The sequence below is a fragment of the Paraburkholderia sp. MM6662-R1 genome (genome assembly GCF_050436245.1).
GTDB classification, from domain to species: Bacteria; Pseudomonadota; Gammaproteobacteria; order Burkholderiales; family Burkholderiaceae; genus Paraburkholderia; species Paraburkholderia tuberum.
Map to the genome: position 1 here is coordinate 1,250,489 of NZ_JBNDLV010000004.1, position 18,146 is coordinate 1,268,634.

Genomic DNA, 18,146 nt, shown 5'->3' on the forward strand with positions numbered 1-18,146 from the left:
GCGCGGCGCGCGCACCTGAGCGCGGGGCTCGCGATCCATGATTGCGTCGGACGCGGCGAAGTGCTGCTTCGCGCGCTCGGCGAGCGTCGCGCAGACGCGCGGCAGCGTCGGATCGTCAGCGATCTGCCGCGGGTCCGTGGCCGCGATGCCTTCGCGCGCGAGCAGCTCGCGCGGTAGATAGCAGCGGTTGATGACGGCGTCTTCGTCGATATCGCGCAGGATGTTGGTGAGCTGCAGCGCGCGGCCGAGATGGTGCGCGAGCAGCCGGCCCGGCTCGTCACGCATCCCGAATATCCTCACCGACAGACGGCCGGCCGCGCTCGCGACGCGGTCGCAATAGAGGTCGAGCGTGGCGTCGTCGGGCGCGCAGATGTCGGCGGCGGCATCCATCGCCATGCCGTCGATCATTGCGTGAAAATCCTCGCGTTGCAGATGAAACGTGTGAATGTGCCGCGTCAGCGCGCGCAGCGACGCGCGCGGCTGGCCGGCGTAGCAAGCGTCGATCTCGGCGCGCCATTGCTCGAGCCCGGCCGCGCGCTCGGCGCGCGGCCGGTCGCTGTCGGCGATGTCGTCGACGGCGCGGCAGAAGGCGTAGACCTGGTACATCGCATCGCGCTGCGCCGCCGGCAAGATGCGCATCGCAAGATAAAACGAGCTGCCGGACGTGGCGGCAGCGGCGTCGGTTTCAGTATCGTCCACGACAAGATTGGAAACAGCCAAGACGATCTCCGCTGGAGGCGCCCGCTGAAAGGCGTTCAAAGAGGTTTTTATGCCGACCCGCAGGGCAGTGGGCCCGCGCGCGCGGACACGCGCGAAACATCCGGCTGGGCGGCCGGAAACGGCGAAAAGTATAGCAATCTTTGCCGGTGACCGCAGTTTCGCCGGTCAATAGGGGGACGGGAAGGAAGGCCGCCGGGCGCGGCGGCCTCGACCGCGCCGCCCCCGCTGGCGAATCAGGCTCCCGCGAGCCGGAACGCGACCGCGCAGTTGCGGCCCTGACGCTTTGCGCTATAGAGCGCCGCGTCGGCCTCGTTGATCAGCACGTCGTAGGCGGGCACCCCGGCGCGCGCCGTCGCGCCGCCGAGGCTCGCCGTGACCGGCACGCTGGTGCCGATCAGCTCCACCGGCGTTTCCTCGATCACGCGACGGATCTTCTCGGCCACCAGCATCGCGTCGTCGAGCGGCGTGCACGGCAGCAGCAGCGCGAACTCTTCGCCGCCGAAGCGCCCGAACGTGTCCTGTGCGCGCACCACGCCGGCGACGCGCTGCGCCATCACACGCAGCACCGTATCGCCGACGCCATGACCGAACTGGTCGTTGATCTTCTTGAAGTGATCGAGGTCGAACAGCAACATCGAGATGTCGCCGCCGTAGCGCTGCCAGCGCGTGAACTCGTCGCGCAGCCGCGTTTCGAAAAAGCGCCGGTTCGCGATGCCGGTCAGTCCGTCGCGATTCGCGTACTCCTGCAGCTTCGCAACTGCCTCCTCGCGTTCGCGCTGCACGATGCTCACATGCGTCACGTCGGAGATCGTCACGCACACGGCCACCACTTCACGACCGCGCATCAGTGGCATGAACGTGCAGTCCTGCTGCATGAAGTCGACCCCACCGGTGATCGGCCGGTCGTGATCGAACTTGAACAGATACGGGCGCTGCTCCCACGAGCTGAACGCAAAGCTGCCGAGCTGAAACACGCTCTCGATCTTGCGCGACAGCCACACGCGCGGCAGCTCCGGAAAGTTCTGGTAGATCGAGTGGCCGACCACCTGCTCCGCCGACAGGCCGCTATGGTCCTGCATGAAGCGATTCCACATCAGCACGTTCAGTTCACGGTCGAGCACGAAGATGCCAAAACCGACCCGCTCGACCACAAGGTCGCTCAACGATTCCACGGAGACGTTCATATACTGGACAGCAGCGCATCGAGCGCTTCGTTCATGTGACGGATTGATTCTTCGGCCATCAGCATCACCAGATGCGCGCGAAAACTCTGATGTTCGAGCGCGAAATTCACTTCGACGAGCAGCGCCACCTGCCATTGCAGCACGCCGGGCTGGAACACTTCGTCGAGCGTCAGCGTGTCGCCGAGCATGCCCGGCGCGGAAAACACCGGCGTGCGGCCGAGCTGGTCGAGTATCGACGACACGCAGGCGCCGGACAGCAGGTTCGCGACGTCGAGCATCAGTTCGCGCTCGCCGACCTCCTCGTAGCTCGAACGCGCGTACGGGTCGCGGACGAGCGAACACAGCTGCGCGATGCTGTCGCTGCGACAGATCACCAGCACCTCGCCCTTGATGTCCGAGCGAAAGCCCTGACGCACCGCGCTGACCGTGTCGTCGATATGGGTCATCTCGCGCAGCGTGCGCGCCGCGTCGCTCACCGCGACCATCCGCACGCGCGGCACCGACAGTTCGATGAACGAATCGAGCAGGCCCGCGAGCCGCGTCGCGGCCCGGCCCATCGCGAGATTGGCGATTTCCTGTAGCGCGTCGCGCTGGTCTTCGGTGAAGGCGGGCTCAGACATACAAGCCGTACTCCTTGAGGATGGGCAGGACCGCCTCCGGCGTCACCGGCTTGGCGATGAACGCGATCGCGCCGAGCTCGCGCACGCGCTGCTGGGCGAGCGGCTGCACGTCGGCGGAAACGACGATCACGAAGGTGTTGAGGTCCTCTTGCTGCAACGCTTCGAGGACCTGGTAGCCGGTCATGTCCGGCATCGTCAGGTCGAGGAACATCACCGATGCCTTGCCCTCGCGATATAGCGTGAGCGCCTCGTGCCCGTTCGTCGCGTAGGACACGTCGACTGCCCAGTCGGGCGGCAGTGCCTTCGTGAGCAACTTGCGGGCGAGCAGCGAATCGTCGGCGATCACAATGGGGAGCATGGCAACGGCGGGTCGGGCGGTTTGGGCGGGTCGGATAAAGGAATCGGCTGGTTCGTCTGCGCGCTTTCCGCGCCTGGTTGTGTGCGTATTTCGTTCGTCGCGACAGCGGAGGGCGGCACACCTTCGCGTGATGCCGACCGATGCGCGACCAGGTACAGTGGCGCCTGTCGAATTGCGATTGCCTTTGGCGAGAGGGGGCGCGAATGCAGCAGGACGCGTTTGGCTAACCTTGACGATCCGGCGCACAGAGGTGGCAACGGCCCTTTTTATCGTGACGAGGATTGTCGAAGTAAAGTCGCGCAAAAGCAACTCGCCAGAATCGCTGACGGTAACGATCTGTTTCTCTGCTAGGCGAATTTCAGAAATAGATCTATCGTCGGGGCCGACATTCTTTTATCTTTATCCTTTTGTGTACGTTTGCGCTTCCCGATTCGTCGCTGTTTTAAAGCCGCTCTTAAAGAACGGCCGGCACGGCGGACGCCCATCTCCAACGCGTTGCGGCAAATTATTCCGTCCTGCGTCTATGCTTGTTCTGAGGGCGGCATGGTGCCGGCAACGGCCCGATACGGGGCTGCCACATCCGAACGACTTTTCGCGTCAACGACAATGACATCAGACCGGGTCGACTCCGCCCGCGCGGGCCGTCTTTCGCGTCGTCCTGCCCGCGAGCAGGACGACGCGTCGTTTCCCACCGTGCCGGAACAGAATTTCCAGGTGCGTCGCATCACGCTGATCGCGCTGCTGGTCGCGGCGATCGTGCTGCCGTTCGTCTACGTCGCGGCGATGGCATTCGCCGATCTGCGCTCGCGCGAGGCCGACGCGAGCGATCTGGCGCTGCGCACGGTGCGGGTCGCCGAAGAACACGCGTTGAAGGTGTTCGACATGAACGAGACGCTGAACTCGCGCATCGTCGAACTGACCGACGGCCTCGACGACGACGGCATTCGCGCGCGCGAACACACGATTCACGACAAGTTGCGCACGATGGGCGGCGGCTATCCGCAGGTAGCCTCGGTGTCGATCTTCGGCCAGCAGGGCGCGCTGCTCGTGAGCAGCCGCCTGTATCCGTCGCCGGAAAATTCGGTCGGCCAGCGCGACGATTTCGTCGGCATCCGCGACGGCAACGTGCTGGAACGCGTGTCGAAAGTGATGACGGGACATGTGAGCGGCGAGCAGGTGTTCAACATGGGCGTCGAGCGCCAGGCGCCCAATGGCTCGTTCGCGGGCGTCGTGTCGATCGCGCTGCGGCCCAGCTATTTCGACGCGTTCTATCGCGAGTTGCTCGGCAGCAGCGACGCTACGCCGATCATCATGAGCCTCGTGCGCACCGACGGCGCGGTGCTCGCGCATTACCCGCGCGGCCCACGCGAGCCGACCGCGCTCGGGTCCGATTCGCCGTTCGCCGAAGCGGTCAGGCAGGGGCAGCGCTCCGGCGTCGTGCGGATGCGCTCGAGCTTCGCCGGCGGCAACCTGATCGTCGCCTTCCGGCACGTCGGTTCGTATCCGGTCTACGTGCTGTGCGGCTATCGCACGTCGGCGATCTGGGCCGCCTGGTACAAGCACCTGAGCGTGCTGGTCCTGTCGATGTTCACGCCGTCGATCGCGCTGTGGTGCGTGATCTGGCTGTCGCTGCGCCGCCTCGGCGCCGAAGAGGAAGCGTGGCAGCGTTGGCAGGCCGAGGCATCGATGCGCCGCTCGATCGAATCCGCGTACCGCCAGTCGCGCAAGATGGAAGCGCTCGGCAGGCTGGTCGGCAGCGTCGCGCACGACTTCAACAACCTGCTGATGATCCTGTCGGCCAACGTGCAGATCGTGCGACGGCGCGGCGTCGGCGAACTGGAGCGCGAACTGTCGGCGATGGAGCGCGCGCTGAAGAGCGGCCAGTCGCTGACGCGGCAGCTGCTCGGCGTCGCGCGCAAGCAGCCGCTGCGCACCGAGACGCTGTCGCTCGAACGCTGGCTGCCGTCGTGCCGCGAACTGCTGCGCGCGTCGCTCGGCGCGAAGGTGTCGCTGGTGATCAATAGCGGCGTCGATACCTGGCCGGTGCGCGTCGACGTCGCCGAGCTCGAGCTCGCGCTGATCAACGTCGCCGTCAATGCGCGCGATGCGATGGCCAACGGCGGACGCTTCACGGTGCGCGCGAGCAATGTCGTGTTCCGTCACGAGGACGGCTTTCCGCTGACCGGCGAGTTCGTGCAACTGTCGCTCGAGGACACCGGCGGCGGCATGGCGCCCGACGTGCTCGCGCGCGCGTTCGAGCCGCTTTTCACGACCAAGCCCAAAGGCATGGGCACGGGACTCGGGTTGCCGCAGGTCTTCGCGTTCTGCGAGGGCTCGGGCGGGCTCGCGGCAATCGACAGCGCGATCGGCGCGGGCACCTCGGTGCGGCTCTATCTGCCGCGCGCGTCGACCGAGCCGCACACGGCCGGGCCTGCAGAAGCGCTAGCGACCGAAAGCGGCGTGCCACAGGGCCTGCGCGTGCTGCTCGTCGAGGACAACGAAGAAGTCGCGGCCGGCACCGAGGCGCTGCTGCAGATGATGGGTCATCAGGTCACCTGCGTGTTCAACGCCGACACGGCGCTGCATGTACTCGACGACGCCCGGGCGAAGCGCGCGAGCACCGGCGAGCCGCTGCCGTTCGATCTGGTGCTGTCGGACATCCACATGCCCGGCAAGATGAACGGCATCGATCTGGCCGAAGCGGTGCTCAGGTTCGACCCACAGCTGCCGGTCATCCTCGTCACCGGCTACGCGGAAGAGCTCGACCGCGCGCGGCACGCGAACGTGCGCGTGCTGTCCAAGCCGTTCGATATCGGACTGCTGGAGCAACTGCTCGAAACGATCCAGCACGACGCCGTGCAAACGAACAACGATGCCGCCACGCATCCGGCCGATACCTGATGTCCACGCCGTGCCGGCGTCATTTACCGGGCCTTGTAAAAAGCGCGGCGCTTACACGCCGCGCTTTTTTCATCGTGAGCCCGCGTCATGCGTAGCACGCCGGGCAGCGCGGCTGGGCATGGGACGCGGCGGCGCCGCGCGGCGGTGCGGGGCATGAAGGTTGCTTGCCTGCACACGGCAAGGGGACGACGCCGCGTGCGTCGCCCTTTCCAGCAGAACATGTCGGGAGACAACCATGCAACATACCGTGATTGGTTTATTCGACACTTACATGCAGGCCGAAACCGCCCGCGACACGCTCGTGCAAACCGGCTTTGCGCGCGAGAAGATCGAGTTGCAGGCGAACGCCGAACCTTCGGTTGGCTCGGCCACCAGCGAAGTCGCCAACGCGGGCGTGCTCGCGAATATCGAGCGCTTTCTCGCCAGCCTGTTCTCGACCGGGCCGCGCCCATCGGACACCGCGCGTTATGCCGAGGCGATGCGGCGCGGCGCGGTGCTCGTGTGCGTCCACGCGGCGAGCGAGTCGCATGCGGAGCTGGCGCGCAATACGCTCGTACGGCTCGGCGCGACGGATATCGGCGACCGCCCGCCCGAGGCGGACACGCCGGCCGCCACCGACCGCGACCACTCGATACTCGATGAGCTGGGCATCGGCGCGGTGATGCCGGGAACGCCGCGCACGTCGACCGTAACGACCGAGGCGGGTGCGACGCCCGGGATGCGCGACGCCACTGCGACACCGGGTGCAGCGGGCGTGAGTTCGAGCAGCGGCGCAGCGGGTGCGGCGGCCATGACCGAATCAACCGGAATCGCCGGCGCGACGGGCGCCACTTCGGCGACCGGTACGACCGCACCCGACACCATGCCCCCTCCCGCCGCCCCGCGCCCTGATCCGCTGGCCGCCATGCCGCCGGCGGACATCGGCGCCGCCGCCAAGCCGTTCGCGCCGCCGCCGATCAGCGAACGGCCGATGAGCGATCCGGTCAACGAACCCGTCGTCGATCCGCTCGCCGGCGATGCGGGACGCCGCGCGATCGCCGCCGGCTCGGTACCAGGTTCGGGCGCGGTGATGCAACCGTCCGACATCGTCCCAGAAGGCGGGCAGCCGGGCACCGGTGCCGGCGCGCAGATGCCGAACGAATATCTGGAGTACGAAGAAGATTTCCGCGCGCACTACGACGAGCAGTACGCCGCCGCGAACGCGCGCTACGAAGACTATGTGCCGGCCTATCGCTACGGCACGGAGATCGCTCGCGACGCGCGATTCCGCAATCGTCCGTGGGATGAGATCGAGCCCCAAGCACGCCGCCATTGGGAAACCACGTCGCCGGACAGCACGTGGGAGCGCTTCAAGCTCGCGGTGCGTCACGGCTGGGAGCGGGCGACCGGCCATCACCACGTGTAGGCGATGCGCCGAGCGACACGAGCGCGGCCGCCTTACGCGGCGCGCGCTGTGTTCGCGTTGCTTCGGCGGATGGTCAGGACGCGGTCAACGGCGCTTAGGCTTGGCTACACCGCCCCGTGCCGCTTGATCCACGTGACGTAGCGGTCCATGAACGTCTGCAGGAACTTGCGCGTGCCGTCGTTGACGATCTCGCCTTTTTCGTTGATCACCGCTGGATCGTGCTTGATGAACACCTCGGGCTGCCCCATCGCCGCGACGTCGAGATAGGCGAGCACGTTGCGCAGATGCTGCTGAGCGAGCGCGCTACCGGTCGCACCGACCGAGGTGCCGAGCACCGCGCCGGGCTTGTTGGCCCACGAGTTGGTGCCCCACGGCCGCGAGCCCCAGTCGAGCGCGTTTTTCAGCACGCCCGGTATCGAGCGGTTGTATTCGGGCGTCACGAACAGCAGACCGTCCGCGGCTTGCACGCGCGCCTTGAGCTTCTTGCCGGCTTCGGGATAGTCGGCGTCGTAGTCCTGGGAGTACAGCGGCAAGGAGCCGATATCGATGTATTCGAAGGTGAAATCGGCTGGAGCGAGGGAAATCACCGCCTGAGCCAGCTGACGATTGAACGAATCCCGCCGCAGGCTGCCGACGACCACTGCAATGTGATAGGCCATGTTCGCTTCCTCAGGTAAGGCGCTCGACGCGCAGAGAGTACGAACTGTCCATCATAGGCAAAAGCCGCGCGAAACGCCCAGGCCCTGGCGGATTTGGCCAGCTCATAGCGGATCGGGAAGGATTCTTGCGGCACCTAACGGTGGATAACCTCGCGGCTCGAAAAGTTATCCACAGATTCGCTGAATAACCTTGTGGATAAGTGGAACTTTTGCCTTGCCAATCAAGCATGCCTTCGGGCCAGGGCGATCTGAGGCAAATGGGACACCATCGACATTCTGGAGGACCGGATCATGAGTCTCGACTATGCAGGAAAATCCCACGACGAAGCGGTCGCCGCGCGCAAGAAAGCGCGGCAGCGCGCGCAGGAGCCGGCGGGCGGCGAGATGGCCGTCGACGGCGTCGAAGCCGATGCCACGCATAGCTGCGGCGAGTTGTCGGAACAAGGCAAACAGGTGTGGCGCACGGGCGCCGGACTCGATGGCGGAGGGAAGGCGCCGAGCCGCTAGGACTCGCGGCTTGTCCGTCGGCCGTGGCTAGAAGGGGCCGCTTGACGCCGCCGTCTCCCCATGCAGGCCGAATGCTGAATGCTGGAATACGAAAGGGCGCCGTTGCCGGCGCCCTTTTCTCATGCTTCCTTGCTGCGTATTTCGACGTGCCGGTCAGTTGCCAAAAAATACGTTGCAGTACGACGCCGGGCCGTTGCAGGTCGAAGCCGGAGCGTCGGCGTGAGCGACACCCGAAGCCGCTGCGAACAGCGCGGCCGAAGCGATCAGGGCGGAGAAAATGCGTTTCATGGTGTGCGTCCTCGTTTGTGTGTGGGTTGCGCGATCTGATGCGATCGATGGCGTGAAGAATAGCGAGCGAGCCCGCGTCCACAAACAGCGAAGATGAGAAGACATTATTTTATAAATTGAAATAATCGCTATTGTGCGATGCGTTGAATTGGTGGTCGACTGCGACGCGTTGATCGGCCCGTATGGCGATCCAACAGCCTCGTCGCGCGCAGACTCGAAATATCATTTCTTGCAACAATTAATTTCCGGCGTCATAAGCGGCCGCGCCGCGCGACGAAGCTCCTCAGGCATCGATTGCCAAGGGGCATATGTTCAATACCGATTCGCTAGGGCAGGAGCGTGAGGGAGAATGGCGCACGCATCCGCAAACCGTGCGAGGACGACCATCCGCTCATGAATCACGACGTTTCAGGACGACACGCGCAGCGACGGAGCATGCCGTGACGCAGCCAGGCGCTCCCTCGCTGGACGATCCCATTTATCTCGCGCAATTGCGGCGTGACCTCATGCGCTTCGCCCGTCTGCAATTGCGCGACGCCGCGGCCGCCGAGGACGCCGTGCAGGAAGCGCTGACCGCCGCGTGGACTCAGGCCACGCGTTTCGCCGCGCAGTCGGAGCACAAGACCTGGGTGTTCGGCATCCTGCGCCATAAGCTCGTCGACACGCTGCGCGCGCGCCAACGCACGGTCAATCTGTCGGCGCTCGAAGCCGAACTCGACGGCGAGGCGCTGCTTGATCGCGAGCTCTTCAAGGACAACGGCCACTGGTCGCGCGAGACCAAACCGCGTCCGTGGCCGACACCCGAAACTGCATTGCGCCAGCAGCAATTCTGGACGCTGTTCGAGATGTGCCTCGAGCATTTGCCCGAGCACATTGGACGCGTGTTCATGATGCGGGAGTTTCTCGACCTCGACATCGCGGCGATCTGCGCCGAACTGCAGATCAACGCGAATCATTGCAGCGTGCTGATCTATCGCGCGCGGCTGCGGCTACGCACGTGCCTGAGCGAAAAAGGCCTATCCAGCGAGGATGCGAATGGGGAAATGTAAGGACATCACGCGGCTGCTATCCGATGCGCTCGACCGCTCCCTGTCGACTGGCGAATGGCTCGCGATCCGCCTGCATCTGCCGACCTGCAGCGGGTGCCGGAACTATCGCAAACAGATCCGCCTGCTGCGGGTCGCCGCGCATGTGGCGAGCGGAGCGGCGAACGTGGATGGAGAGGTGAGCGGCGACGAGTGATTTGCCGCTTTGCCACACCGCAGTTCAGCGCTCGCCGATCGGCACGTCGCGATAGCGTTCGAAAAAGCGGGCATGCGATGCTTCATCGATGCCGACAGGATGCGCATCGGCACGCGCCGGATGTTTGGCGAGTTGCGCGCGGGTGCGAATCGGCCGATGCGCGAAATTGCCGCCGCAATTCGGACACACGTTGCGCAGCCTCGTCAGCGCGCAGACCTCGCAGAACGTGCATTCGTAGGTGCAGATCATTGCGTCGGGCGCGTTCGGCGGAAGTGACTTGCCGCAGCCTTCGCAGGTTGGTCGCAATTGGAGCATGACGGTGGCTCCTGTTGTTGATGACGCGAGGCGCGGCTTGCTGCCTGGCGTCGCGTGAGGTTCTGCGCGCGTGTTCCGCTGTGCGCGCGTCAATACGCTGCCCAAATGGGTGAGGCTGTCGCGCCGTGCTCACGTCAACGCGCTCCACAGCACGAGCGTCAACGCGAGACCGACGACCGATACGATCGTCTGCAAGACCGACCACACCAGCACAGTCTGTTTAAGCTGGAGTCCGAAATATTCGCGGACCATCCAGAAGCCGGCGTCGTTCACATGGCAGAAGAACACCGAGCCGGCGCCGATCGCGAGCGCCATCAGCGAATTGTGCGTCGCGCCGAGGCCCGCGACGATGCCGGCCGTCGTCGTCGTGGCGACCGTCGCCGAGCCGGTGGCCTGACGCAGCGCGACGGCGATCAACCAGGCGAGCAAGATCAGCGGCATATGCGCCCCGACCGCGATCTTGCCGATCGTCGCGCTGATGCCCGCTGCGACGAGCGCCTGCTTCAGGCCGCCGCCCGCGCCGATCGTCAGCAACAGCGCGACGATCGGCGGCAGGCTTCTGCGCAGAATGCCCCCGACGCGCTCGCGCGCCATGCCGCGCGACCAGCCGAGCGCGACCACCGCGAACAGCACGGTGAGGCCCAGCGCGATCAGCGGCTCGCCAAGAAAATTCAGCGTATCGAAGAGCAACGTTTCGGGCTCGAGCAGCAGCTTCGCGACCGTGCGGCCGAGCATCAGAACGACGGGCAGCAGGATCGTGATCAGAGAGATCGCGAAGCCCGGCGGCTCGAAGCCGTTCTGCTCGGCGGTGAACAGCTTGCCCATTTCTTCAGGCTCGACGACGTGCATGCGTTTCGACAGCCAGATGCCATACAGCGGACCGGCGAGGACCACCGCGGGGAAGGGCCACGATCAGGCCGAGGCCCAACGTCAAACCGAGATAGGCGTGCAACGCGCTCACCGCGATCAGCGGACCCGGATGCGGCGGCAGCAGCGCATGCAGCGTCGTCATACCGGCGAGCGCGGGAATCGCGATGCGCAGAATCGGCTGCTGCGCGCGACGCGCCATGACGAAGATGATCGGCACCATCATCACGAGGCCGACTTCGAAGAACAGCGGCAGGCCGATGAGCAGCGCGACGACGGCCATCATCCACGGCAGCGTGCGCGGGGTCGAGTGCGCGAGGATCGTCGACACGAGCCGGTCGGCGGCGCCCGATTCGGCCATCAACGCACCGAGCATCGCGCCCAGCGCAATGATGATGCCGACGTCGCCGAGCAACGCGCCGGCGCCTTTGCTGAACGCGCTCGCGACTGCTTCGAGCGGCAGGCCGTGAAGCCCGCCGCGAAGGTGCCGACCATTATCGACAGGAACGGCGCGAGCTTCAGCACGCTGATGAAGATGATGATCAGTGCTAGTCCAAGCGCGCACGACAGGATCAGTTGGGTGTCGTGCGCGGCCCACGGTGTCAGTGTTGTCGTTACAGGCACGGCGGCTTTTTTCCTCTCTTCGTTTGCAGTCGATCGATGCAGCCGCGAGCTGGTGGTCGCGGGCGCTTGTTTTGCCGGTGGATGGTAGCGGGAGGGGATAGGTTGGGCTTTGGGCAATGCTTCGCGACTGCCGCATGATTTGCTTATGCGAATTTATCGGTTCGTCCAGGCCCGCAGACGAATTATCGTCAGAGCCAATCGGACCATCTTTTGGCGTCCGTTAAATTCTTTTTCGACGAGTATTCTCATGTCCCGTGATCCGCTGCTGACGCGCCGTACGTTTCTGGCCGGCGTAGGCGCGACGCTGGCCGCCGCCGCGTTGCCGGTCTTCTCCACCGCCGCATTTGCCGCCGACGAACATGCAAAAGAACTTCGCATCGGATATCAGAAAGCCGCGAGCACCCTGGTATTGCTGAAGGCGCACGGCACGCTCGAAAAGCGGCTTGCGCCATTTGGCATCACGGTCAAATGGACCGAGTTTCCGGCTGGGCCGCAATTGCTGGAAGGGCTGAACGTCGGCGCGATCGATTTAGGCTATGCGGGCGAAGCGCCGCCCGTGTTCGCGCAGGCCGCGGGTGCCAATTTCGTCTACACGGCGTATGAAATTCCGACGCCGCACGCCGAAGGCATCCTCGTGCACCCGGACGCGCCAATCAAAACCTTGGCCGATTTGAAGGGAAAGAAGATTGCGCTGAACAAGGGCTCGGATGTGCACTGGTTTGTCGTCGCCGCGTTGCAGAAGAACGGCGTGAAGTTCAGCGAGATCCAACCCGTGTATCTGCCGCCCGCCGATGCACGCGCGGCCTTCGAGCGCGGTGCGGTCGATGCGTGGGCGATCTGGGATCCGTTCCTCGAAGCCGCCAGGCGGCAAACGAACGCGCGGCAGCTCGCCGATGCCGAGGGTATCGTGAGTCACCACCAGTTCTTTCTGAGCGCGCGGCCCTTCGCGCAACAGAACGGCGACGTCCTTGCGATCGTGATCGATGAAGTCGGCAAGGAAGGGGAGTGGGTGCGCGGCCATTACAGCGAGGCCGCCGCCCAACTCGCGCCGATTCAAGGGCTCGACGCGAGCGTGATCGAATCAGGCTTGCGGCATTACGCGCATATCTACAAGCCCGTCGACGCGAACGTGCTTGCGGAACAACAGCGCATCGCGGATACGTTCACCGAACTGCATCTGATCCCGACGAAGATCGTGACCAAGGATGCCGCGCTGTCCGGCAAAGCGTAGCGCAGCAGTTCGAGTCCGCATTGCCCACATCGTTTTACTTCGACGGTCGCGCGATCAGGCGAAAAGCGCGGCGACATTTTCCGGCGGGCGGCCGATGACAGCCCGTCCGTTTCTGACGACGATCGGTCGTTGCAACAGAATCGGATGCTTCGCCAATGCTTCATAGAGCTGGGCGTCCGTCAGCGACGTGTCGGCAAGATTGAGCTCTTTATATTCGGCCTCGGTGTCGCGGATCATTTCGCGGACGGGACAGCCGAGTTGAGCATTGAGCTTCTCAAGCTCTGCGACGGTGAGTGGCTTCTTCAGATATTCGACGATTTCCGTCGCTTCGTTTGCGGAGTTGTAGGTGTTCGCGACGAGTTCGCAGGTGGTGCGAGATTTGGAGCAGCGCGGGTTGTGGTAGATGGTGATCATGGCTGGATTCGGGGGCTACGCCGTTGAAGGTTGCTGCGACGGTTAGAACGATTCGGGAATTTTAGCGGGTGACTTGATGACGTGGCGCGGGATGACTGCGCGGCATCCGCGTTGTTTGAACCATCGGCGAGGTGGGTCGGTTTATGCGCATAAACCGACGCTGCCTTCGAGGCGAGTGGGAATAGTTTAATACTGGCACCCTGAGTTCTAGTCGCACCTGAGATTTGCTCGCGCGGGCGCGATTCAAACGACAACCTATATCCCCCGCTGATGAGGCGCCGGATGCACGTTTGCCGCTTGCCGCCATGTCTGGGGAGAATCGGCGTCGGACGAATTCATGACGAATGGTCCCTCCGGGCCAATTGGCACGCGAACTTTATGCGCATAAAGTCTGGCACCTCTCACCCCTTTGGTCGCTCAGATGCGTGCGCTCCTTTTCTCTACACATCAGCCCGAGAATCGCGAACAGTCACCGACGACTGTGCACGCAGTGCGCGAGCACTCGTTACTTTCCCTTTGCCGCCGCCGGACAGCGATCAGCAACGCTTAAGCCCCAGTCCACGCTTGCCCTGATATCCCGCAAGACCCCGGACACGCGTCCGATGCCTCTTTATGCGCATAAACCCTTTGCCGAATGGCCAATTTCCGAACTGCGCTTACGCAAATCATTTGAAATCGCAATTCAACCAGGTAAAATCCATTTGCGTCTAAAAAGAGGAGGTGAAATTTGGCGGCAGAAATCATCGCGGTAACACAGCAGAAAGGCGGGGTCGGGAAGAGCACCATCGCGATGCATCTCGGCGCTGCATTTCACGAGAAAGGCAAACGCGTTCTCGTCGTCGACGCGGATGGCCAAAACACTCTGATTCACTGGGCCAGTGCTGCCTCCGACGGCGACATCGGTATTCCATTCGCCGTCGTCAACCTGTCCGAAGCAGGCAGCCAGATCCATCGCGAGATCAAGAAGTTCGTGGCTGACTACGACATCATCGTCGTCGACTGCCCGCCCTCCATCACCGAAAAAGTCTCGGGCGTCGTTCTGCTCGCGGCGAGCGTCGCGGTAATCCCAACTTCCTCGTCCCCAGCCGATTACTGGTCGAGCATCGGCCTCGTCAAGCTGGTCCAGCAAGCGCAGGTCATGAACGAAGACCTGCGAGCGGTGTTCCTGCTCAACAAGACTGAAGAGAAACGGATGCTGACGCGCGAACTGAAGCGCGCGCTCGAAGAACTCGGCTTCCCTCTCCTCAAGACCCAGATTCCCACGCGCGAAGCCTACAAGCAGGCAATGGCGTTAGGGCAAACGGTGCTTCAGATGAACGACCGCGGCGCGAAGCTCGCCGCGCTCGAAGTACGGGCGTGCGCCAACGAGATCGCCGCCTTGCTCCCGTGAATTTATGCGCATAAAGGACCCTGAATGAAACCGTCCCAGTTCGCCAAAGGCTTTCAAGCACGTCCTGACACGACCAGCAGCGAAAAGCGCACCGCGCTCGACCGGCTGAATGCGATCGACGGCCTGGTCAGAAACGAGGCGAAAACTCCCACGATCGCCGGGCGTCCGATTCCGGCCGTCTTGCCGTCGCGTCTGCAGGACGCGGAGATTCCTGATCCGGACAACGAATCGGCGGCCTACCGCGCCTGGAGGCTCGAACACGGCTATCGTCCCGGCCAGATCATCGAACTGGCGCTCAAGACGATCAAGCCGAGCCCGTTCAATCCACGGTACTTCTATGTGAAGTCGTCGATTGCGGAGCTTGCCGTCAATCTGGCGAAGCAGGGGCAGCAGCAGGCGATTCACGTCATTCCCGACTATGACAACCCTGGCACCTACTTCGTCAGTGACGGCGGCAGACGGGTGCGTGCGCTGAAAGAAGCGAACAAGGAGTCGGTGAAAGCGATCGTCATCGATCTGCCGATCGGCATCCAGAGCTACAAGCTCGGTTACGACCTCAACGTGCAGCGCGACTCGCAGACGGTGTTCGACAACGCGGTCGTGTGGCGACGCTTTCTCGACGAGCGGCATTTCCAGAGCCAGAAGGAACTGGCCGAACATCTCGGCCTCGACGAATCGACGGTCGCAGTCGCGCTGTCCATCGCCAAACTCCCGGAAACCGTGATGCAGGAGATGGTCGCGCGCCCTGACCGCTTCGGCTCGAACATGGCGTATCAGGTGGGCCGCTACCATTCGGCTCGCGGCGCGGAGGCGACACTGCGACTGATCAACCGGATCCTTTCCGACGATCTGAGCACACGCCAGGTCGCCGACATCGTCAAAGGCCGAGCGACCTCGCAGGAAAGCGTCAAACCGGCGGGCCGGCAGCGCTACGCGCAACGTCTGGAAATCAAGCTTGGTGGTGTGTCGGTCGGCGATCTGAAGTCGTATGGGGACGACCGGCTCGAGTTGCGCCTGAAAGGCCTCACGCGTGAAAAGCGCGACGACATCCTGCGGCAGATCGAGAAGATGCTGAAGTAAGACGTGAGGGCGGTGCGCATGCACCGCAGCCTGGATTTCAAAGGCAGTTATCGACCCATCAGGCCGCGCGCGACTGGCTCAGCGTAAAGGCGAGCAGGTCGCCGTCGGTCGGTTCGCCCCAGGTCCTGCGCGCGAGCCAGTCGAAGAACGCCGTTTCGACGATCTTCGAGTCGAGCCCGCGACGCCGCCAGTCGTCGCGCATGTGCGTGCCGAGCCCCGGCAATTCATCTTCCTCGAACGACTGTCGCGCGATATCGCGCTCCGACTCGCCCTGTTCGTTGTACAACTCGTAGGCCTGCTTGCGACGGTAAGCCGAGTATTCACCGAGCAGACGCGCCTTCAGATCGTCGGCCGGCGACGCCGCGGCCTTGCTGGTGCCGCCACCCGCGGGCAGCGCCTCGACCGGCGGCGCATAGCCTTTCTTCAACGCATCCTTGAACAGCGCCGGCGCACTGCGCACCGGCGGCAGTGACGTGCTGCGCATACGCTGCTCGGTCATCTGCAGCGCCGCGCGGATCCGGTTCTCCTCGCTGTCCGCATAAAGCGTCTGCGCCTCCTTGAGCGGAATGCCGATCTTCACCATCCGGTCGACCAGCGTGCTGTCGAACACGTTCGGATGTTCGTCGAGCGCGAGCATCGGCTGCTTGCGCTCGGTCACGCGGAACTGGATTTCAGCGACGCGCCGACCCTCGCGATGCTCGATCAGCTCGACAAAAATGTTCGTGACCGCGTTGACCTCGGCGATGGCCGGGCGCAGGTAGTCGCGCTTGAAATACTTGTACTCGCGCTTCGCCTCGTCGCCGGCTTCAGTGTCCGGCGTGCCCGACAGAATCGGCCGCCACCATTCCCAGGTCTCGCGCATCGTCAGGTGGCTGGGGTTGGTCAGGTAGCGCACGCAGATCTCGTAGAGTGCGAGGCCCGCGCTGCTGCGCAGCTGGCTCTGGAACTGCAGACTCAGCCGCGCATACTGAACCGGATCGAGCAGTTTCTTCTTGATCTTCGGCGCAAACGAAAACTCGACCCAGACGCGACGCGTGGTCGGATCTTCGAGAATTTCCGCGTCCGCGATCAGCGTCGAAATACCCCATTTGCGGCCAGGCTTCTGACTCGACGTGCCGGTGCTCCACTCGACCTGCACCGACACCATGCGGCGCAGATGCTCCTTGACGAGCGCGGTGTCATTGGAATCGAACGCGGAATTGGCGACGATGTCGGACAGCAGCGCCCGATAGGTGTCGCCCGACTCATCCGCTTGCTGGGCCACTGCGAGTAACACGTTAAAAAGCTTGCGCGTGAGCAGCGTGATCTTGCCGCTCTTGGGCTGGATCGCGATCGCCTCGACGGCTTTGCGCAGCTCAGCCGAGCTCGGGCTGACAACATCGGTCTTTTTCGCGCGCTTCGTGGCCATGCGTCGAGGTGAGGAGGGGATTCCGCGAGAGCATACCGGCTGTGGTGATACGCGTCTATAGCGCCCATCTCACCATTGCCGGTGAAGCGACTTTACGAAGCGCAACTCACCTCGAGCAACTCCCGAAAACCCTCACCTCGTGTGCGTGCCGCCAGGATCGGGCTCTCCTTGCCGGTCGCGGCGTCTGCGAATCCGGCTTGTTTCGCCGCGTGCGGCAACGGGGAGCATGTGATCCCGAATCTTCTCACCTCAAAAATTTTCGCGGATTTTTTCGAGAACCTCGTGTAAACGGATGGCGTCCGGGGCGGCTGATGACTTCGTCGTGCGGCCTCGCGATCGTTTCGTCGACCGTCGCGTGCTGCCGGCCGATGCACAGTCCCGGATCGATAGATGGAATGCCCGCACGATATTGGGCCCGCAACGCGGCGCGGGCCAGCGACGGGCGCCCCGTCAGCCCTGTTGTCGGTGCATCAAGCTTCCTATCGCCGGGCGCGCCATTCGACTGCTTGGTACCTCCGCTGACAATTCAGCCCTCACTACCGAGAACCTGCCGGAGTTAATCACCTGTTTCGACTTCGAGCCTGGTCCGAAGCCGCCGAAAAAGGGGAGATTCAACCACAGGCAAATCCTCACCGCTCCAATGCTCCCGAAAAACCTCACCGTAGCACCGCAGAACGGCACAACACGACACGCGCTCATGGCGCGCCAGTACCGCATTTCCCCAATGCAACCTCCTGAAAAGCGTCACCTTTGACCTTTACGGAGGCCCCGGCGCCCCCTCCCAAAGAACTCCTGAAAAGTCTCACCTTTGCTGGAGGACAGGAAAAAAATCAATGATTTCCGTGACTTGCGATAATCCCATCTAGCGCTCGAACCATCGGTGTTCCCGTAAAATCTCACCTTAAGCCAGTTTTTCGCACCGCAGCACTTTTC

Annotated in this window: 16 protein-coding genes and 2 pseudogenes; 8 read left to right on the top strand and 10 right to left on the bottom strand. The window is 63.7% G+C overall.

Annotated elements, in window-relative coordinates:
• The 4 genes and pseudogenes from hpnD to OKW39_RS35710 form a co-directional block, all read right to left on the bottom strand.
• Positions 1-639 (bottom strand): annotated as a pseudogene (gene hpnD, locus OKW39_RS35695) (presqualene diphosphate synthase HpnD); the annotation flags it as partial.
• A 314-nt stretch (positions 640-953) separates the two neighbouring features.
• Positions 954-1,904 (bottom strand): sensor domain-containing diguanylate cyclase, encoded by a 951-nt coding sequence (locus OKW39_RS35700; protein ID WP_090808118.1) that lies wholly within the window; start codon positions 1,902-1,904, stop codon positions 954-956.
• Entirely contained in the window at positions 1,901-2,524 is a 624-nt protein-coding gene (locus OKW39_RS35705) for a chemotaxis protein CheC (protein ID WP_184031036.1), read from the bottom strand. Before OKW39_RS35705 ends, OKW39_RS35700 begins: the two co-directional genes overlap by 4 nt.
• Entirely contained in the window at positions 2,517-2,882 is a 366-nt protein-coding gene (locus tag OKW39_RS35710) for a response regulator (RefSeq protein ID WP_429333150.1), read from the bottom strand. Before OKW39_RS35710 ends, OKW39_RS35705 begins: the two co-directional genes overlap by 8 nt.
• A 606-nt stretch (positions 2,883-3,488) precedes the next feature.
• Between OKW39_RS35710 and OKW39_RS35715 the strand changes: the two genes are divergently transcribed.
• Both OKW39_RS35715 and OKW39_RS35720 read left to right on the top strand, forming a co-directional pair.
• Positions 3,489-5,783 (top strand): response regulator, encoded by a 2,295-nt coding sequence (locus OKW39_RS35715; protein ID WP_429564784.1) that lies wholly within the window; start codon positions 3,489-3,491, stop codon positions 5,781-5,783.
• 235 nt (positions 5,784-6,018) lie between these two features.
• A complete protein-coding gene (locus OKW39_RS35720; protein ID WP_429564785.1) occupies positions 6,019-7,188 on the top strand; it encodes a hypothetical protein in 1,170 nt (389 codons plus the stop codon).
• Between the two features lie 104 nt (positions 7,189-7,292).
• Here the strand turns inward: OKW39_RS35720 and OKW39_RS35725 are convergent, their stop codons facing one another.
• Positions 7,293-7,847, bottom strand: coding sequence for an NADPH-dependent FMN reductase (locus OKW39_RS35725; RefSeq protein ID WP_187612490.1), 555 nt, complete (start codon positions 7,845-7,847; stop codon positions 7,293-7,295).
• 291 nt (positions 7,848-8,138) lie between these two features.
• On the opposite strand from OKW39_RS35725, the gene OKW39_RS35730 reads away from it, so the two are divergent.
• Positions 8,139-8,354 (top strand): hypothetical protein, encoded by a 216-nt coding sequence (locus OKW39_RS35730; protein WP_013092833.1) that lies wholly within the window; start codon positions 8,139-8,141, stop codon positions 8,352-8,354.
• A 153-nt stretch (positions 8,355-8,507) separates the two neighbouring features.
• On the opposite strand, the gene OKW39_RS35735 is transcribed toward OKW39_RS35730, so the two are convergent.
• Positions 8,508-8,642: a hypothetical protein gene (locus OKW39_RS35735; protein WP_018424013.1), complete on the bottom strand. Its 135-nt coding sequence runs from the start codon at positions 8,640-8,642 to the stop codon at positions 8,508-8,510.
• A gap of 440 nt (positions 8,643-9,082) precedes the next feature.
• Between OKW39_RS35735 and OKW39_RS35740 the strand changes: the two genes are divergently transcribed.
• Together OKW39_RS35740 and OKW39_RS35745 are read left to right on the top strand one after the other, a co-directional pair.
• The gene (locus tag OKW39_RS35740) at positions 9,083-9,691 is read left to right on the top strand and encodes an RNA polymerase factor sigma-70 (RefSeq protein ID WP_429564786.1); all 609 of its coding nucleotides are present in this window, start codon (positions 9,083-9,085) and stop codon (positions 9,689-9,691) included.
• Complete coding sequence (locus OKW39_RS35745) at positions 9,672-9,884, top strand: zf-HC2 domain-containing protein (RefSeq protein WP_176078834.1); 213 nt, start codon at positions 9,672-9,674, stop codon at positions 9,882-9,884. The genes OKW39_RS35740 and OKW39_RS35745 overlap by 20 nt, the downstream gene beginning before the upstream one ends.
• Positions 9,885-9,908: 24 nt before the next feature.
• Here OKW39_RS35745 and OKW39_RS35750 read toward each other — a convergent pair whose 3' ends face one another.
• Together OKW39_RS35750 and OKW39_RS35755 are read right to left on the bottom strand one after the other, a co-directional pair.
• Positions 9,909-10,199, bottom strand: a complete 291-nt coding sequence (locus OKW39_RS35750; RefSeq protein WP_429333145.1) for a DUF1272 domain-containing protein — start codon at positions 10,197-10,199, stop codon at positions 9,909-9,911.
• Between the two features lie 129 nt (positions 10,200-10,328).
• Positions 10,329-11,690, bottom strand: a pseudogene (locus tag OKW39_RS35755) (gluconate:H+ symporter).
• 247 nt (positions 11,691-11,937) lie between these two features.
• Between OKW39_RS35755 and OKW39_RS35760 the strand changes: the two are divergent.
• Positions 11,938-12,921 (top strand): sulfonate ABC transporter substrate-binding protein, encoded by a 984-nt coding sequence (locus OKW39_RS35760; RefSeq protein ID WP_429564787.1) that lies wholly within the window; start codon positions 11,938-11,940, stop codon positions 12,919-12,921.
• Positions 12,922-12,975: 54 nt separating this feature from the next.
• Here the strand turns inward: OKW39_RS35760 and arsC are convergent, their stop codons facing one another.
• Positions 12,976-13,335 carry an arsenate reductase (glutaredoxin) gene (arsC, locus tag OKW39_RS35765; protein ID WP_429349160.1) on the bottom strand — a complete coding sequence of 120 codons (360 nt, stop codon included), beginning with the start codon at positions 13,333-13,335 and terminating at the stop codon, positions 12,976-12,978.
• A gap of 727 nt (positions 13,336-14,062) precedes the next feature.
• Between arsC and parA the strand changes: the two genes are divergently transcribed.
• On the top strand, positions 14,063-14,725 hold the full coding sequence (gene parA, locus OKW39_RS35770; RefSeq protein WP_013092840.1) for a ParA family partition ATPase: 663 nt from the start codon (positions 14,063-14,065) through the stop codon (positions 14,723-14,725).
• A 24-nt stretch (positions 14,726-14,749) separates the two neighbouring features.
• On the top strand, positions 14,750-15,805 hold the full coding sequence (locus tag OKW39_RS35775) for a ParB/RepB/Spo0J family partition protein (RefSeq protein WP_187612486.1): 1,056 nt from the start codon (positions 14,750-14,752) through the stop codon (positions 15,803-15,805).
• Positions 15,806-15,863: 58 nt separating this feature from the next.
• Here the strand turns inward: OKW39_RS35775 and OKW39_RS35780 are convergent, their stop codons facing one another.
• A complete protein-coding gene (locus tag OKW39_RS35780) occupies positions 15,864-17,213 on the bottom strand; it encodes a replication initiation protein (protein ID WP_184057688.1) in 1,350 nt (449 codons plus the stop codon).
• Between the last annotated feature and the right edge of the window lie 933 nt (positions 17,214-18,146).

What these genes read in the sequence shown, in the direction of transcription:
- OKW39_RS35700 (WP_090808118.1), bottom strand. Translation starts at nt 1,904, where the DNA reads ATGAACGTCTCCGTGGAATCGTTGAGCGACCTTGTGGTCGAGCGGGTC.
- OKW39_RS35705 (WP_184031036.1), bottom strand. Translation starts at nt 2,524, where the DNA reads ATGTCTGAGCCCGCCTTCACCGAAGACCAGCGCGACGCGCTACAGGAA.
- OKW39_RS35710 (WP_429333150.1), bottom strand. Translation starts at nt 2,882, where the DNA reads ATGCTCCCCATTGTGATCGCCGACGATTCGCTGCTCGCCCGCAAGTTG.
- OKW39_RS35715 (WP_429564784.1), top strand. Translation starts at nt 3,489, where the DNA reads ATGACATCAGACCGGGTCGACTCCGCCCGCGCGGGCCGTCTTTCGCGT.
- OKW39_RS35720 (WP_429564785.1), top strand. Translation starts at nt 6,019, where the DNA reads ATGCAACATACCGTGATTGGTTTATTCGACACTTACATGCAGGCCGAA.
- OKW39_RS35725 (WP_187612490.1), bottom strand. Translation starts at nt 7,847, where the DNA reads ATGGCCTATCACATTGCAGTGGTCGTCGGCAGCCTGCGGCGGGATTCG.
- OKW39_RS35730 (WP_013092833.1), top strand. Translation starts at nt 8,139, where the DNA reads ATGAGTCTCGACTATGCAGGAAAATCCCACGACGAAGCGGTCGCCGCG.
- OKW39_RS35735 (WP_018424013.1), bottom strand. Translation starts at nt 8,642, where the DNA reads ATGAAACGCATTTTCTCCGCCCTGATCGCTTCGGCCGCGCTGTTCGCA.
- OKW39_RS35745 (WP_176078834.1), top strand. Translation starts at nt 9,672, where the DNA reads ATGCGAATGGGGAAATGTAAGGACATCACGCGGCTGCTATCCGATGCG.
- OKW39_RS35750 (WP_429333145.1), bottom strand. Translation starts at nt 10,199, where the DNA reads ATGCTCCAATTGCGACCAACCTGCGAAGGCTGCGGCAAGTCACTTCCG.
- OKW39_RS35760 (WP_429564787.1), top strand. Translation starts at nt 11,938, where the DNA reads ATGTCCCGTGATCCGCTGCTGACGCGCCGTACGTTTCTGGCCGGCGTA.
- arsC (WP_429349160.1), bottom strand. Translation starts at nt 13,335, where the DNA reads ATGATCACCATCTACCACAACCCGCGCTGCTCCAAATCTCGCACCACC.
- OKW39_RS35775 (WP_187612486.1), top strand. Translation starts at nt 14,750, where the DNA reads ATGAAACCGTCCCAGTTCGCCAAAGGCTTTCAAGCACGTCCTGACACG.
- OKW39_RS35780 (WP_184057688.1), bottom strand. Translation starts at nt 17,213, where the DNA reads ATGGCCACGAAGCGCGCGAAAAAGACCGATGTTGTCAGCCCGAGCTCG.